This window comes from Pseudoalteromonas prydzensis, from assembly GCF_001661495.1.
Lineage (GTDB): Bacteria > Pseudomonadota > Gammaproteobacteria > Enterobacterales > Alteromonadaceae > Pseudoalteromonas > Pseudoalteromonas prydzensis.
In genome coordinates this window covers 453,826-469,557 of the sequence record NZ_BDDT01000002.1, presented here as the reverse complement: position 1 = coordinate 469,557, position 15,732 = coordinate 453,826, and the positions used below count along the sequence as shown (strand labels likewise).

Here is a 15,732-nt window from a genome sequence, read left to right as displayed (position 1 = left end):
CAGTAGAGAAAGAGTAATGCTAGAGTTTATTAATGTCAACCCCAATAGTGGCGATCCCATTTACAAGCAACTGCATGAGCAAATTGTGCGTTTAATTGTAGGTGGGCAAATAGCTGCGGGTGAAGAGCTACCATCTGTGAGAAAAATAGCGGATCACTTCGCAGTGAACCCTATGACCGTTTCTAGAGCTATTGGTCAATTAGTCGATCAAGGCTGGCTTGAGCGTCGTCGTGGCCAAGCAACCAGAGTGGCACAAAAAACAGCACAACACACTGATCAGCAAGAAACGTTACTTTTTAAAGCTATTGATCAACTTATTCAACAAGCCAAACAACTCGATGTACCGCAAGCATCGTTAGCCGAACTAATAAAAAAACGGTGGGAATTATAACAATGACACAACCACTTCTTAGCTATAAAAATATCTCTAAAAAATACAATCAACGCTGTGTGTTGAACAACATTAATCTTAATGTTGAGCCTGGTATGGTGATTGGCTTATTAGGTAAAAATGGTGCAGGTAAAACAACCTTATTACGCAGCGCCCTTGGGTTAATAACTCCAGATCAGGGTGAGATTCAGGTGCTAGGTGAATTAAGTAATCAACTCAGTGCCAGCAGTAAACAAAAAATTGGCTATGTGGCTCAGCAAACATTTGGTTATGAAGGTTTTAAAATTGCCGATGCATTGGCATTACACCGCAGCTTTTACCCCGACTGGGATATGCAATTAGAAACAAAATGGCTCGCGCGCTTTGAATTGAATAACAATGATGCCATTAACGACCTTTCCATAGGCCAGCGTCAAACTCTGGCCCTTATTATGGCTATGGCTTATAGGCCGCAACTGCTTATTTTAGATGAGCCGGTGGCAAGTTTAGACCCAATCGCTCGGCGCGAATTTATGAGCGATCTTTTCGACTTAGCATTAGATTCGGGCTCTGGAATTTTATTTTCATCGCATATCACCTCCGACATAGAACGTGTCGCCAGTCATATTGCACTAATAAAACAAGGCGAATTACTGTTACTTGACGAATTAGATGTCATTCGCGACACGGTTAGAAAAGTCAGCTTTAGAGAACCGACTATCGATCTCAGCGCATACAAGGTACTGAACCGACAGCAAAATTGCGCCATCATTTATGGCTATACCGGTGAAGCTATAGTGGATGCTCTAGCAATCAATACACTGTCACTTGAGCAGCTGTTTGTGGAGTTACATGGATGATGCAAGTCAGTAAACGTCCTTGGTATCAGGGAGCTGTCAGTTTTTGGTTAAAAGATGTAGGCTCTGCCAGCTATTTTATCGCTGCAACTATCACCTCTTTTCTGTGCCTTATTGCTACTGGTATTGAAGAACTTATTACGTTAATGATCATGTTTGCAACTATCTGTATGTACAGTGCGATAGCGTGGCAAAGCATTAAAATGCAAGCAACTGAATGGCAGAGTCTAGTTGTAGGATACCGCGAGCATGTAATGTTTCAAGGTAAGGTATTCATTGTATTTAGTAACTTGATTTCTATATTGAGTATCATAATTGCAGGTAATATCAATCTATTAGCAACGCTCACACTTGCCAATCTGGTTGGCATTATTATCTGGTTTTTAAATCGCTCATTCAGCCATTTATTTACTTCTGTGTGCTACCTTAGCTTTTTTATCGCAACGTTAGTGTGTGTGCTTATAGAGCAACTTCCCGTTTGGTTAATACCCGTTAATATCATTGCTTATATCGCTATCGCGTTATTGCATAATAACTTTTCATCTGCCTATGTATGGCGCCCCGACTCACTGAGCAATTATCGTAATGGCCTGCAATCTGGTTGGTCGCCAATTCCTAGTGGCTTTTTATCAAATTACGGCAGCTCAATTAATAAAGGGTTATTCCCTCTTAGCTACTTTGTTGGCTCTGGACTCTCTCAATACCTTATTTTGCTTACACTTTTATGTACTATCGGTGTAGTGATAAACTTATTTTATAACATCACTGAGCATGTCATTTTTGTTTTAACACTCTGCTTATTCGCTATTGTTACATTAAGTTTGTGGAGTAAAATACAAAAGCAAAACTCATGGGAGCTGTTATTTACTCTACCCATTTACAATAGTAGCTTTAGCGCCAAAGTCGCTCTTAGTAATAGTGTGTTAAAACTTGCTATTTTAGTGGCGAGTCTGTGCTTTATAACAGCTTCGGCGCTTAGTTTAGCTAACCCAACATTTTTAATATTCAATATATTAAGTTACTCGTTGGCCTGCTCTGCGGGGGTATTACTTAGTTTTGCTATTGGTAATGTCTGCAAGAATATAAATTTACTCAGTTTTTTTATGTGTATTTCTTTTGGCTTAAATATGGGCTTAGCAAACTATATGTTCGATCACGGTAATAACATAAGTGAACTCATAATAATGGCTACTTATACGCTTGCTATGGCTGCAATAAACCGCTTTACTGTTAGATATTTATAACAAAATAACCTTGTTCTCTAGATAAGGCGTTTACACTTGAGTGTGAACTTCATTTATGGGCTGCAAAGTGGTAATTCGCTTTTCAATATTTGCTGAGGTAATATCAAAACAATTCGTTAACAATTTAAGCCATAAGCCAAGGGGTACGAAATGTTTAATACTAGAGTAATAGTGCCATTATGCTTTACTTGGTTGTTACTCTGCAGCATAACCAGTGCATTCGCCGTACCAATGAAGTCAAACCCCAATCAAACAACCATAAATATAAGTGTAGGTGAATGGCCGCCATTTTTAAGTGAATCTCTCCCCTATCAAGGTGTTGCGGCCCACCTTATAAAGGATATTTTTAACGAGGCGGGGATCCAAGCTAACTTCACCTTTTTACCATGGGGTCGTGCTTATCATGATACGTACAATGGTAAATATGCAGCAACTGCGGTTTGGATGCATAGTAAAGAAAGGGTTAAAAATTATTATTACAGCGATGCCGTGCTTAGTGAAAAATTCGTGTTTTTTTATAAAAAGGATAACCATTTTGAATGGCACAATTTTAATGATTTACGTGGTCTGATAATAGGTGGCGGGTTGAGTTATAGCTATGGGCCAAAATTTGATAAAGCAGCTGCAGAAGGCATATTCGATTTATCACAAGTAAGTAGTACAGAGCAAAATTTTCGTCGCTTATCAGCAGGTCGTATTGATGCGTTTGCTGAGGAGATAAATATTGGCTATCACACCCTTTACAATCAACACCCTGAACTTGCTGACACGATCACTCACCACCCACACCCCATACTGCTCAATAACAGTTTTTTATTGTTTCCCAAAAATGCAGAGCAAAGTGAAGAGCTACTGCAAATATTTAATGTACACTTAGCACAATTTAAGCAAGATGGTCGTTACCAAGCTTACTTTAAAGGCTTAGAGCAAGGTGATTACCGGCCTAGCAAAACTAGCATGCAGTAATATAAATAAAAAAACGGCCTAATTGGCCGCTTTGGTGCTTAAACAAACTTTTATAAATTACAGTGAGAAAGTACGACCAACAGATAACACAATACGCTCATCGGCAGTATCGATATCTAAGCTAGTGTTCTCGCCTGCTACTTCAATATCGAAACCAGCTAGGCTTGTTTGATACGCTAAGCGATAGTGGTTATACGATTTACCATCGGTATCCCATGCAAACTTGTCACCATCGAGTGAGTTCGAAATATCAAAACTAGCGCGTAATGCGTGATTTGGCGCAAGTTCAATCGTATGCGCAACCATAGAGATCACATGCCCTGCGCCAGTACCAAAGTAATCCCAGCTGTACCAAAAGTTCAGCTCGGTTTGGCCCAATTCACTGGCATAACCAAATTTTGTGTAGGCTTCAAAATAATTACCATCGCTTGAATTACTTTGCCCATGATAGCTGTAATACGCTAAACCATAATCAACGCTAAGTGCATCGTTTAACTGCGCGTAACGGCCAAAATAAGCATCCCATTCAATATTAGTATCATCACCAAAATCCACATTTGATGCCCACGTGCCGGCGTACATACCCGACTCACCAAATGAATAATCAAGGCTACCTTGAATTGCAGGATCATTGTTGGTTTGACTCACACCGTTAAAGGTATAGTCAGATACCCCCGTGATGGTCGTTGACCAGTCAGCTAATGCAGATGCTGAAAAAAGTGCGAACGGCAGTACTACTGCAAGTAATGTTTTTTGTGTTGTCATGTTAATTCCTTAGCTTACTGATTCGATTTTTGTATAGTCAATTTTGTTATCTTTTGGCGAGCTATCAATGTTGCTCACAGTTTTGAATTTGCTATATGCAATAAACGCAGCGCAACCAAAAAACAGCCCAATTACCAGCGCCCCAACCCATTGTATTTGTAAAAAGTTTAGTTTAAATAACAAAGTTAACAATGAAAGAGCCACTATATTTAGGGCAATATAGTTAAATTTACCTAATCGCTTAACGGTGATATTCATATTGTCAGTGTATAAACGGATCAAAGAATCAAGTGAATTGATCACAAAGACCACCCCAACAAATACCATGGCGATATTTTTAATACCTTGCGTTGGTAAACCCGCTTCGTGATATTGATAAAGCACGCTAAACCAAATCGCAATTGGGATTGACGGGAAAATAAGCATCGCGCCCAATACCTGATAAGTTTTTAAGCCACCCACAAAACGAGAGGTAAACTGACCAATCATAATGCTCCACGCAAACCACCAAAATAAGTAAAACTCATGGTAATCATTAAGCGGTAAAACAAACTCATTAATGTTGCCAAAGTAATTACCAATAGATGCAAGGTTATTAGTAAAGTCAGACACTTGCCCGCTTTCCCCCATAAACGCACCAACCCACATAAAGCCAATTAAGGCAATGAATAGCCAAGTCGTTGCGATACTTAAAAAGCGTACATATTTAATATCCGTGCTGGAATACACAGCAAAGCAAATCGCTGCAAAGACGATTAAATAAAACGAAGGAATGAGCGATTCGCCATCGCCGAAACTCGGCAAGTACCAAGGTAAGTTAGACAGCAATAAAAAAGCAGTAAATGCACAAGTACCAATAATAACAACGTTATTGATTAATTTAACCCAAGGAATTTCGAAGAATTTCACTTTAGGTTCTATTACACAGAAATAAAAGCACGTAAGGAAGTAAAATCCCCAGATAAGAAAGCCCCAGTAACCAAACTCAATGGCCAATGGATTGGCAAACGCATATTCTGGGCTTGCTTTTATGTCTGCATAACCTGCAAACTCTGTTAGTGGAAACATGATCAAGCCAACGTCTAAGCCTGATGTAAATAAGATTGCGATAAAGGTAAATGTTCTAACCGGTGTGACGCCTACACACTTTACGTTTCCCCATTTTACTAAAATTGCGATAATTGCCAGTAGGGTAAAAATAATGCCAGCACTAAGCCATAAGGTCATAATTTGCCCCCCCAAAATAAATGATAATAAGTCATTTTTTCTCCGTGTATTTTATCTCGCATTAACGCACCACAAACTACTTATGATGCGCGCCACTGCAAGCCCTGAGACACAATATGTGTCTCAGGTGACTTTATTAGATCTCCGAGCTACGCTGCTTTGTTTGCCATTGTGAATCAATGACAACCTTTGCTTGCGATTTACTAAGTGGTGGCTTACCTAAAATTAAGTCAGCCGCTTTTTCTGCCACCATAATGGTTGGCGCATTTAAATTACCGTTTGGTATCGTTGGGAAGATTGACGAATCAACCACTCGCAGCCCTTCAATACCATGAACTTGCGTATTTGAGTTCACGACTGCCAGTTCATCTTCACCCATTTTGCATGAACAAGATGGATGGTAAGCACTCTCAACCGCTTGGCGAACAAAAGCATCAATTTGCTCATCAGTTTGAATCGCCTTACCCGGTTGAATTTCATCATCGCGGTAGTCATCAAACGCATTTTGCTCAATGATTTCACGAGTTAAGCGCACACACGCTCTAAACCCTTCAATATCATCTTGATGCTGCAAATAATTAAATTGAATATTTGGTGCAACCGTAGGATCCGCTGACTTTATCGTCACCGCACCACGGCTTTTCGGTTTGTTATGACCCACATGTACTTGGAAACCATGGCCAGCAAAGGCACTTTTACCATCATAACGAATAGCAGCCGGTAAAAAGTGGTACTGAATATCTGGCCATTCAACACCTGGTTTTGAGCGAATAAACGCACACGACTCAAAGTGATTGGTCGCACCTAGGCCACTTCGGTTTAATAACCAACGTGCGCCAATAAGACCTTTCGAAATAAGCCCCAGCTTGCCATTTAAAGTAATTGGCTGCTTACACTTATATTGAAAATAAAACTCTAAGTGGTCTTGCAGGTTTTGACCCACACCCGGTAAATGGTGTTTAACCTCAACACCCGCTGCCGCTAGGGTTTCACTATCACCAATGCCTGAAAGCTGTAATAAATGGGGTGAACCGATAGGTCCTGCACTCAATATAACGTCTTTATTTGCAAATACTTGCTGTTTTTGACCATTAATACTGTACTCAATACCTGTGGCTTTTTTGCCTTCGAGTAATACTTTTTCAGCAAGCGCACCAGTGACTACAGTAAGGTTACTGCGAGATTTTATGGGGTCTAAATATTCACGACTTGCAGAGCTGCGCACACCGTCTTTAACAGTCATATGCATTGGCCCAAAGCCTTCTTGCTGCGCTGCATTGTAATCGTCAGTCGCTGCATATCCGGCTTGCTGGCCCGCTTTGATAAAGGCTTTATAAAGCGGGTTCGCCATTTCGTTACCGTTGTTCACACCTAAAGGGCCGCTATCACCACGATAGTCGTTTTTACCTAAATAGAATGATTCTGCTTTTTGAAAATACGGCAAGCACGACTGATAATCCCAACCGTTTGCACCGTGTTGTTGCCATTCGTCAAAATCTTTAGCATGGCCACGTACATAAACCATGCCATTGATAGATGATGAACCACCTAATACCTTACCGCGTGGGCAATGCATTTTACGGTTATCTAAAAACGGTTCTGCTTGGGTATGAAACTGCCATGCGTATTTATCAGTATTCATTGGAATAGACAGCGCCGTGGGCATTTTAATAAAAATGCTTTTATCACTGCCGCCCGTTTCTAACAATAAAACACGATTGTTGCTGTCTTCAGATAGACGATTAGCCAATACACACCCAGCTGAGCCTGCACCGACTATGATGTAATCATATGTTTGTGCAGTCATTAAAATGGGCTCTCTATATCAGTCATACCTACATAAATTGATTTAGTTTGGGTGTAATGATCTAAGGTTTCGATACCGTTTTCACGACCGATACCTGACTGCTTATAACCGCCTACAGGCATTTCGGCTGGTGAGTTACCATAGCTGTTGATCCAACAGATACCAGCTTGTAACTGATGAATAACACGGTGTGCGCGCTTAATGTCTTTAGTAAATACACCAGCGGCTAAGCCTAGGTGAGTATCATTAGCGCGGCGAATTGCGTCATCTTCATCCTCAAATACCAGCACGCTCATCACCGGGCCAAAAATCTCCTCTTTGACGATAGTCATATCATCGCTGCAATCAGTAAAGACCGTAGGCGCGACAAAGTAGCCATTTGGTGCAGATTCAGGACTAAGCGCTTTACCGCCTGTAAGTAAGGTGGCGCCTTCACTAATGCCTTTGTCGATGTAACCCATCACTAAATCGTGATGATTTTTTGAAATAAGCGCACCAAAGTTCACCTCAGGATCCATTGGGTCGCCAGCAATAATATTTTGTTCAGTGCGCGCTTTAAGCTCATCAATAAATTGCTGATAGACATTTTTATGTACATAAATACGTGTGCAGTTAGTGCAAATTTCGCCTTGCGTATAAAAGTTACCCAGCATTGCCGCACTCACCGCTTGTGAAATATCGGCATCATCAAACACTAATAACGGCGATTTGCCACCAAGTTCCATGGTCACGTCTTTAAGTGAACCTGCGGCACTGGCCACTACTTTTTTGCCTGTGCCTACTTCACCGGTAAACGATACTTTCTTGATATCAGCGCTTTGCGTTAACCATTGGCCAACTTCAGCCGCGCCTTGAACAACATTGAACACGCCAGCAGGTACACCCGCTTCAATAAATATTTCTGCCAGTTTAATTGCGCCAAGCGGCGTCTCTTCTGAAGGCTTAAAAATAAATGCATTCCCTGCTGCAAGTGCAGGGCCTGATTTCCAACAGGCTATTTGCAATGGGTAATTCCATGCGCCAATACCTGCGCAAATACCTAGCGGCTCTTTACGGGTGTAATAAAAGTCTTCGCCAACCATTTGTTGTTGGCCTACTTGAGCCGGTGCCAGCCCTGCAAAATATTCAATTACGTCAGCGCCAGTTTGTACATCAACACATTCTGCTTCTTGCCAAGGCTTACCTGTATCTAGCACTTCAATTTTTGCTAACTCATCGTTACGTGCGCGAAGTAATTCAACGGCTTTTAATAAAATACGACTACGCTCAATGGGTGCCATTGCAGACCACGTAGCAAAACCTTGCTTAGCACTTTCAATAGCCGCGTTTTGTACAAACGCATCAGCGACTTCTACATGGTAAATTACTTCATCTGTAGCAGGATTTTTAACTGCGAAAGTTTCGCCACTTTGATTCTTTAAAAAGTGACCATTGATAAAATTTTGATAAACAGGCGTTGTCACATTAAGCTCCATACTGTTTGATAAGTGAATTTACATAGCCTTTGGCTAAGCGTTCGCAATGTTCAAATTGATTTTCGTTTGACTTACTTAGCACCGCTCTTAACCACAGCCCATCAATCATGGCTGCACAAAGCTCAGCAGCGAGCTTGGCATCGGCATCATTCATCAATGCTTTGAATGAGCTGGTTAAGTTACTAAAAAGGCGGCGACTATTAACGTTTTGCAAACGATGCAATTGCACGTCATGCATTGACTGCGCCCAAAAACTTAACCAGGTTTTAGTGGTATCGCTTTGCAACTGTAAGCGTGCAAAGTTTGCTTCAATGATAAACATCAGCCGTTGCTCTGGCGTCGTGGTTACTGTGACACGTTCAATCAACTCACGCTTCAAGTTGGTTAATAAATAACGTACCGTTGCTTCAATCAAGCCCTGCTTACCACCAAAGTAATGACTAATAATACCTGACGACAAACCCGCTTTTTTACTAATGCTGTTAATCGTTGTGCCTTGTAAACCAAGCTCAGCAACCGACTCTATTGTGGCGTCAATTAACTGCTGACGACGAACAGGTTCCATTCCAACTTTAGGCATAATTTTTATTAATTGAACGTTCAATAAAAAACAAGGTTAGAGTAAGAGAACTGATAATTCAAGGTTGACAAACTGTGAACGAGCTAAAGTGACATCAACAAAGTGCCTCTAAGTAACTGTATTGGCTTTTATAAATTGGCTTAGAAAAAAGATTCAAAAAAATGGCTAGAGAGGAAACTAATGGCAAGCTTAGGAGGAGATCTGCAAACATTGCTGTTTAATTTTACTTTTTGTAGTGCCAAAGCTGAAGTAAAAAACACGCTACAAAATGCTACATATGTGGACTTGGTTTTCCATACAAAATAATTAACCATAAGTTAACAATAAATCATTAGTAAAATTTGATTTAATAATAATAAAGAATTGGATTAAAAATTTGAGTAATAGACTCTTACTGGTTGTATTAGTTATTGTGACAGGTATTGCCAGTACTCATGTAGCAGCGCTGGTGCGCCCTATGATTGCAGCTAATAAAATAGCGCAGCAGCCAATAACCCTGATCACGGGTGATGTTGCTATTTTCGATATCAGCCAAACGCAATCGATTGTCCACGCCCGATTAAGTGACCCTTCAAGTACTTTTATTTCTTACGTAAAAAACACACAAGTCTATTTAATTCCCAGCCATGCCCAAGCGCTTATCGCACAAGGTATTGTCGATACTGAACTGTTCAATGTATCAAAATTAGTGTCGCTAAACCTTGATGATCGCAACAGTCAGTACCTCCCTGTTTTAGTGAAATTCTCAGTTGCAGATCAACGCTTAGAGGCAGGAATAGACAGTCAGTTTTATCCAGCAATAAATACACAGTTTATTCGTTTAGATAAAACTAAATTAGCGCAAACCTGGCAACAGCTCAGCACTAACCGAGTAATTAAATCAATCACATTAGATAAGCAAATCCCCCACCACTAATAATTACCAACTATCAACATTAATAATAGAAAAACAAAATAAATCATCAACCTAAGGATAAATAATGAAAAGAAAACCAAAACTTTCCACTTTAACGAAAACATTGCGAAAAACGCTTTATGTTGGATTATTATCGACCATCAGCAGCCATGCCTTTGCAGATGCACCACTTGAGAGCTCAGAAAGAAACCTCAGCTTTACTTTAATTACTGGTGATAAAGTTGCAGCACGTTTAAACACCGACGGTACAATTGGCGGTATCCGTCTACTTGGTCAAGAAGGCGAAGAAGTGTTTACCAGCTTATTTAAACGTGGTGGTGAAAGCTACGTTATTCCTGCTGCCGCACAAGCAAAAGTTGACTCTGGCGCCTTAGATATGGAGCTGTTCAATATTGATAAGCTTTATCAAGCAGGTTATGACGATGCAAACTCAGATTCATTACAAGTAATTGTTGAATACCGTGCAAACACGTTAGCTAAAAAGCCGTTTTCAATGGCAATGCCTGGCGCGAAAGTAAAAGCCACCTTTGAAGTTATTGACAGTGTGGTAATGACTGTTGAAAAAGATCAACTGAGTGATGTACTAAGTGGCCTCTCAAGCAATACGGCAGTTGAAGGTGTATGGCTTGATGGCATGGTTCAAGCTTATAAACGCTCTGAAGGTAAGCATAAGGCAAAGCACGGTCCAAAAGACCCTAATAAATGGTGGAAAAAACTATTAGAAGTAGATGAAACTTCTCCAACAGTGCCACTGACAGGTGCTTATGGACCTTATGCAATCGGTTACAATGGCGCAGGCGTTAAAGTAGCCGTGCTTGATACTGGTTACGATACCGATCACCCAGACCTATCAAGCAATGTATTTTTATATCAAGATTTTAATAGTTACGGCTCATCAGGTATTGATGACTTTAGCGGCCACGGCACCCATACTGCCTCGACCATTGCCGGCTCAGGTATTGAGTCAAACGGTAAATATGTTGGTATGGCACCGGGCGCGCAACTACTTATTGGTAAAGTATTAAGCGATACTGGCTCCGGCACTACATCTGGCATTCTAGCCGGTATGCAATGGGCTGTTGATAATGGCGCAGACATTGTCAGTATGTCACTAGGTGGCACTGTTACATCGTGTGACGGCCCAATGGTTGATATGGTTGAAGCTTTAAGCGACGACGCCTTGTTTGTTATCTCAGCTGGTAATAGCTTTGTCCGCGAAACTATTGGCTCACCGGGTTGTTCACCGAGTGCATTAACTGTGGGTGCAATTGACCGCACAGGTAATACGGCTGAATTCTCAAGTCGTGGTCCGTCACCAGATGGTCATTCCGCTAAACCTGATATTACCTCACAAGGCGTAAGTGTAATTGCGGCAGCATCTGGCGGTAAGGGTGAATATGCGTATCGTGCAAATTCAGGCACTTCAATGTCTGCTCCACATGTATCCGGTGGCGCCGCTTTAGTACTTCAAGCTCGCCCAGATTTAACACCAGCACAACTTAAAGCGGTATTAACATCTTCGGTTGCCCCAACCCGCGCTCACGTTCTTGATCAAGGTGCAGGCCCTATGGATGTGAACCAAGCGATGATCCAATCGGTGATCGGCGCGCCAAATCTTGAGCTTGGCTTTTTTGATTCACAAAGTGAGTCTCAAGTACATGAAACAACGGTTACCTTAACAAACTTAAGTGATGATGATGTTACTTTTGATTTAGATATTACATTTGTGGGCGAAGATGACAAGCCACTCAATGCTTATAAATTGGCAGGGCTAGGTACACATGAGATAACAGTACCGGCTAATAGCAATGCAGAAGTGCCAGTTTGGATCAACCCAACGGTTGCCCTTGATAATGCCGCATACGGTACTATCACTGGCCGTTTAGTTGGTAAAGAAGTAAGAAGCCACAATGGCAAAAAACAAGGCCATTACCAAAATGGTAAGTTCTCTGAGCTACAGAAAGTCACTGTGCCGGTATCATTCTGGATTGAACCACCTACAGTTAATTTAACAATCAATGCAACTGACCGTTTAGGCTTACCAGCAGCAAGCCCATCTAAATTTTACATCATGAGTGGCGAAGATAGCTGGGGTCAATCAGGCCAATTCATAAACGGTAGCAGCACAATTGAAGTGCCCAAAGGCCATTATAGTATTGTAAGCAACATAATGACTTACGATAATCCAACGCAATTTGGGGGATTAGTTGAGTCTGCAGCAATGATGGCAAAACTTAATGTTAACTTGGATACGGATATAGCAATTAATTTTGATGCTAATCAAGCAAAACCGGTGACATTTAAAACCGATAAACCTTCACAAATGCAGGGTTTCTCATTTGGTTTTACTTATGCGTTAAGTGATGCTGAGGTATTAAAATTAGCCGCAATGGAACTTGCACCTGACTATGTTACGGGCTTTTATGCGCTTTCAGAAGGCACTGATGAACGTTTCCGTAGTTTTGTCACTACCCGCGCTTATGCACCAAAACCTATATTAACCACCCAAGGTGGCCATCAACTAGAGTACATTTTAGCAGGTGCTGCATTATCGTTTAATGGCACTGGCAGTGCAGAAGTGGTTGCTGTCGGCGATGGCGGCTATAACACAGATTGGAACAACTTTGATGTTGCTGGAAAAATTGCTCTCGTAGATGCCGATTACTATGTAACATCTAATCAAGTAGCAAAAGCGCTAGAGCATGGCGCTGTTGGCGTTATCGGTTCTGTCATTAATAGAAGTGGTCGTTACAAACCAAATATTCCAGGTCGCTTAGATATTCCTGTTGTTTCAATTACTCAAGAGGAAATGGCTGCAATCTATGCTGAGCTTGAGAATAACGAAAACTTAACTATCAGCTGGTCAGGTACTGCGCATGAGCACTCTCCTTATGTTTATAGTATTGCACACTGGACTGACGGCAGCATCGAAACAGGCCAAATAAAAATTAAAAATAAAGATTTAGCGCAAGTTGAAGCAACTTATTATACGCAAGGAAACGCGCGTATAAAGTACAGTGACACTTACACATCATTACCAAGTACAGGGGAATTTTACAGTACTGGTAGCCCACAAATGATTGCAACACCGCAAGTTAGAACTGAGTACTTTACAGCGAGTAATGTTGATAAAGCCAAGACACAGTTGCCGCGTATAACTTGGACGAGCCTTGTTATGCCATCAGTAAATTATAATACCGATGGTGGTTTATTTGATGGCCCACGTGAATACACTAAAAATGCGCAACAAGTAACTAACTGGGATAAAGCACCTATGAGTGCGACCCCTTTAACGAATGGTTCACCAAGAGGCTACCGTGATACAAACCTGCTTTATATAAAGAATGCACCTTATGGCGATGCAAATGGCCATGATGGCGGTTCAGGTTATAGTTTAAGTTCATCTGTAAGCTTTAAACTTAACGGTGAGCAGACCCACCCTACTAATGGCTATATAGAAATGCCAGATGAAAACGCCGAAATAGAATACACAATTAATACTTATAAACGTGGTGTCGGTAATGTTCATCAAGCAAAAGAGTTATTAGCCCCTGAAATGTATGTAACCCACACATTTACTTCAAGTGCTGATTCTCAAGGTGTGCAGCCTATTTTAATGCCGCAAATCGATATTCCACTTGATCTTGAAAATACCGCGTCTGCAAACACACCGGTTCGTATTAAAATCAATGGGATGATTGAGGGTATTGGCCAAGTCAATTTAGCTGATGTGAAAGTAATGTACCGTTATGGCCATGAGTGTCTTATGTACCGTTACAGTTCATGTCGAGTTGACGAAAACCAAAGCTACCCTTTTAATACAAATAAAGTTCTGCCGGAAGATATATCTACTGTGGCTGACGTTAAAAAAGTCAATGGCGATTGGTACGCAACTATTCCAAATAACGCTATTTCGGGTGATTTTGTGCATTTGCGCATTATTATCACTGATGAGAATAACAACAGCACAGATCAATCGGTATTGCGTGCTTACTTGCTAGATTAACCCGTTAATCTATACCAGTCGTGTTAAGTTATTGGTCATTTATAGCGACAGATAAATAGAGTGATAACAAGGCATAAATTTTGACATGTAGTTGCTCTACATAAGAAATTTATAACGCAGTTAGGGCTTTATTTAGCACGCTAGAATAGCTAAATATTTAAGTCGATTGGTATTAATCATAAAGCAGGTGGGTCAACTCACCTGCTTTTATTAACTCCACATATGCTTACAACCATACGTTAGATGATTAGCATTTATCAGCTATGTTGAGCGACTATCACACACACTAAAACTTAACCCTAATATACTCGCGATACAAAATAATTGAATAGCCTCTTGCTCGCTAAAGCGTCCTTGTGTTCGCGCAACATTTAATGTGCCGTAGCAATGATCATTAAAAATAATTGGCGCATCCATGCAGGTTGTTAAACCGCCTTCATGTAACATTCGACAATCTTGTTCTGTACTGGCGGATAATTGATGACAGGTAATTAAAGTTTTCGTTTTAAAGGCACGCCCCGTGAGCGTAAAGTCCACTGGCAGTGGAATAATAGAAGGGATAGCAAGATTACCTTTCACGGATACGATACTCAAGTAACCACTTTGCAAATCCAACGCCACACTGGCTCGATCCCAACTAAATAATTGCACTAACCAGCGCGCTAACACTTGTAATACCTCATTACGCGTGGATGCACTGCTAAGGGCAACAATAAAACGTGAAGGTAAGCTAACCAGCTCATGATCAGGGCGATCAAAAAAGCATCTGGCAGCTAAGTGAAATTCATTATTTTCCATAGCGGGCTCTTTCTAAAAGCAGACAGTACCATTTAGTGTAGCTGCTAAAATAAGCCAATACTCAGTTTATTACATCATTTCAGCCTAATTTAATCTAAGTTAACCCATTGCTTAATTTCTAACGCAGTCATGATCAGTTCAACAGAAAATGCAGCTAGGATCATACCCATTACACGGGTTAAAATTGATGCTCCCCCCGTACCTATTAACTTGATTATTTTACCTGATAACAACAATAAAATAAGTGTAAGCCCCAAAACAGCTAACATAACTAAAGCGGTACCTATCTGGGTTGTAATGGGATAAATATGATTATCTGTTAGTAAGATCACCGCTAAAATAGCACCGGGAGTAGCCGTTGCCGGTATTGCCAATGGAAACACTGCAATATCGTGGGCAGGGTCTTGTTGCGCTTTATTGGAGTCATTGCCAAAAATCATTTGTAAGCCAAATAGAAATAAAATAATCCCGCCTCCTAGCTGAAACGACACTAACCTTATTCCCATTGCATTTAAAATAAGCTGACCAACTAAAATAGAACCGAGCAATACACCTGCTGCATAAAGAACTGTTTTAAATGCCGTTTTACGCCGCTGTTGCTCTGTTAGATGTGACGTCAATGCCGCAAACAGCGCCATAGTACCGATAGGGTCGATAGTAGCCCAAATTACAAGGGCATCTTGAGATAGCTTTTCGAGCATATAAAAGTCCTTGTTAAACG

13 protein-coding genes are annotated in these 15,732 nt (G+C 40.9%); 6 read left to right on the top strand and 7 right to left on the bottom strand.

Going from position 1 to position 15,732, the window contains the following annotated elements; all coding sequences use genetic code 11:
* Nucleotides 1-16 precede the first annotated feature (16 nt).
* From A7968_RS06460 to A7968_RS06445, 4 genes are all read left to right on the top strand, one after another.
* Nucleotides 17-391 carry a GntR family transcriptional regulator gene (locus A7968_RS06460; RefSeq protein WP_064665747.1) on the top strand — a complete coding sequence of 125 codons (375 nt, stop codon included), beginning with the start codon at nucleotides 17-19 and terminating at the stop codon, nucleotides 389-391.
* A 2-nt stretch (nucleotides 392-393) separates the two neighbouring features.
* A complete protein-coding gene (locus tag A7968_RS06455) occupies nucleotides 394-1,230 on the top strand; it encodes an ABC transporter ATP-binding protein (protein WP_064665746.1) in 837 nt (278 codons plus the stop codon).
* The gene (locus A7968_RS06450) at nucleotides 1,227-2,471 is read left to right on the top strand and encodes a hypothetical protein (RefSeq protein WP_064665745.1); all 1,245 of its coding nucleotides are present in this window, start codon (nucleotides 1,227-1,229) and stop codon (nucleotides 2,469-2,471) included. The genes A7968_RS06455 and A7968_RS06450 overlap by 4 nt, the downstream gene beginning before the upstream one ends.
* A gap of 150 nt (nucleotides 2,472-2,621) precedes the next feature.
* Nucleotides 2,622-3,437, top strand: coding sequence for a substrate-binding periplasmic protein (locus tag A7968_RS06445; RefSeq protein ID WP_064665744.1), 816 nt, complete (start codon nucleotides 2,622-2,624; stop codon nucleotides 3,435-3,437).
* 57 nt (nucleotides 3,438-3,494) lie between these two features.
* On the opposite strand, the gene A7968_RS06440 is transcribed toward A7968_RS06445, so the two are convergent.
* From A7968_RS06440 to betI, 5 genes are all read right to left on the bottom strand, one after another.
* Nucleotides 3,495-4,202, bottom strand: coding sequence for a TorF family putative porin (locus tag A7968_RS06440; protein ID WP_064665743.1), 708 nt, complete (start codon nucleotides 4,200-4,202; stop codon nucleotides 3,495-3,497).
* A gap of 9 nt (nucleotides 4,203-4,211) precedes the next feature.
* Nucleotides 4,212-5,429, bottom strand: coding sequence for a BCCT family transporter (locus A7968_RS06435; RefSeq protein WP_064665742.1), 1,218 nt, complete (start codon nucleotides 5,427-5,429; stop codon nucleotides 4,212-4,214).
* A 136-nt stretch (nucleotides 5,430-5,565) separates the two neighbouring features.
* Nucleotides 5,566-7,236: a choline dehydrogenase gene (betA, locus tag A7968_RS06430; RefSeq protein ID WP_064665741.1), complete on the bottom strand. Its 1,671-nt coding sequence runs from the start codon at nucleotides 7,234-7,236 to the stop codon at nucleotides 5,566-5,568.
* A complete protein-coding gene (gene betB / locus A7968_RS06425; protein WP_064665930.1) occupies nucleotides 7,236-8,699 on the bottom strand; it encodes a betaine-aldehyde dehydrogenase in 1,464 nt (487 codons plus the stop codon). Before betB ends, betA begins: the two co-directional genes overlap by 1 nt.
* Before the next feature lies 1 nt (nucleotide 8,700).
* A complete protein-coding gene (betI, locus tag A7968_RS06420) occupies nucleotides 8,701-9,291 on the bottom strand; it encodes a transcriptional regulator BetI (RefSeq protein WP_064665740.1) in 591 nt (196 codons plus the stop codon).
* Nucleotides 9,292-9,667: 376 nt separating this feature from the next.
* Here betI and A7968_RS06415 point away from each other — a divergent pair, with 376 nt between their 5' ends.
* Nucleotides 9,668-10,207, top strand: coding sequence for a hypothetical protein (locus A7968_RS06415; RefSeq protein WP_064665739.1), 540 nt, complete (start codon nucleotides 9,668-9,670; stop codon nucleotides 10,205-10,207).
* Nucleotides 10,208-10,271: 64 nt separating this feature from the next.
* Nucleotides 10,272-14,213 (top strand): S8 family serine peptidase, encoded by a 3,942-nt coding sequence (locus A7968_RS06410; RefSeq protein ID WP_064665738.1) that lies wholly within the window; start codon nucleotides 10,272-10,274, stop codon nucleotides 14,211-14,213.
* A gap of 261 nt (nucleotides 14,214-14,474) precedes the next feature.
* Here A7968_RS06410 and A7968_RS06405 read toward each other — a convergent pair whose 3' ends face one another.
* Nucleotides 14,475-15,011 carry a GAF domain-containing protein gene (locus A7968_RS06405; protein WP_064665737.1) on the bottom strand — a complete coding sequence of 179 codons (537 nt, stop codon included), beginning with the start codon at nucleotides 15,009-15,011 and terminating at the stop codon, nucleotides 14,475-14,477.
* An 89-nt stretch (nucleotides 15,012-15,100) separates the two neighbouring features.
* Nucleotides 15,101-15,712, bottom strand: a complete 612-nt coding sequence (locus A7968_RS06400) for a MarC family protein (protein WP_064665736.1) — start codon at nucleotides 15,710-15,712, stop codon at nucleotides 15,101-15,103.
* Between the last annotated feature and the right edge of the window lie 20 nt (nucleotides 15,713-15,732).

Coding starts and splice junctions, on each gene's coding strand:
- A7968_RS06435 (WP_064665742.1), bottom strand. CDS start 5,429: ATGACCTTATGGCTTAGTGCTGGCATTATTTTTACCCTACTGGCAATT.
- A7968_RS06445 (WP_064665744.1), top strand. CDS start 2,622: ATGTTTAATACTAGAGTAATAGTGCCATTATGCTTTACTTGGTTGTTA.
- A7968_RS06450 (WP_064665745.1), top strand. CDS start 1,227: ATGATGCAAGTCAGTAAACGTCCTTGGTATCAGGGAGCTGTCAGTTTT.
- A7968_RS06455 (WP_064665746.1), top strand. CDS start 394: ATGACACAACCACTTCTTAGCTATAAAAATATCTCTAAAAAATACAAT.
- A7968_RS06400 (WP_064665736.1), bottom strand. CDS start 15,712: ATGCTCGAAAAGCTATCTCAAGATGCCCTTGTAATTTGGGCTACTATC.
- A7968_RS06405 (WP_064665737.1), bottom strand. CDS start 15,011: ATGGAAAATAATGAATTTCACTTAGCTGCCAGATGCTTTTTTGATCGC.
- A7968_RS06440 (WP_064665743.1), bottom strand. CDS start 4,202: ATGACAACACAAAAAACATTACTTGCAGTAGTACTGCCGTTCGCACTT.
- A7968_RS06410 (WP_064665738.1), top strand. CDS start 10,272: ATGAAAAGAAAACCAAAACTTTCCACTTTAACGAAAACATTGCGAAAA.
- betI (WP_064665740.1), bottom strand. CDS start 9,291: ATGCCTAAAGTTGGAATGGAACCTGTTCGTCGTCAGCAGTTAATTGAC.
- A7968_RS06460 (WP_064665747.1), top strand. CDS start 17: ATGCTAGAGTTTATTAATGTCAACCCCAATAGTGGCGATCCCATTTAC.
- betA (WP_064665741.1), bottom strand. CDS start 7,236: ATGACTGCACAAACATATGATTACATCATAGTCGGTGCAGGCTCAGCT.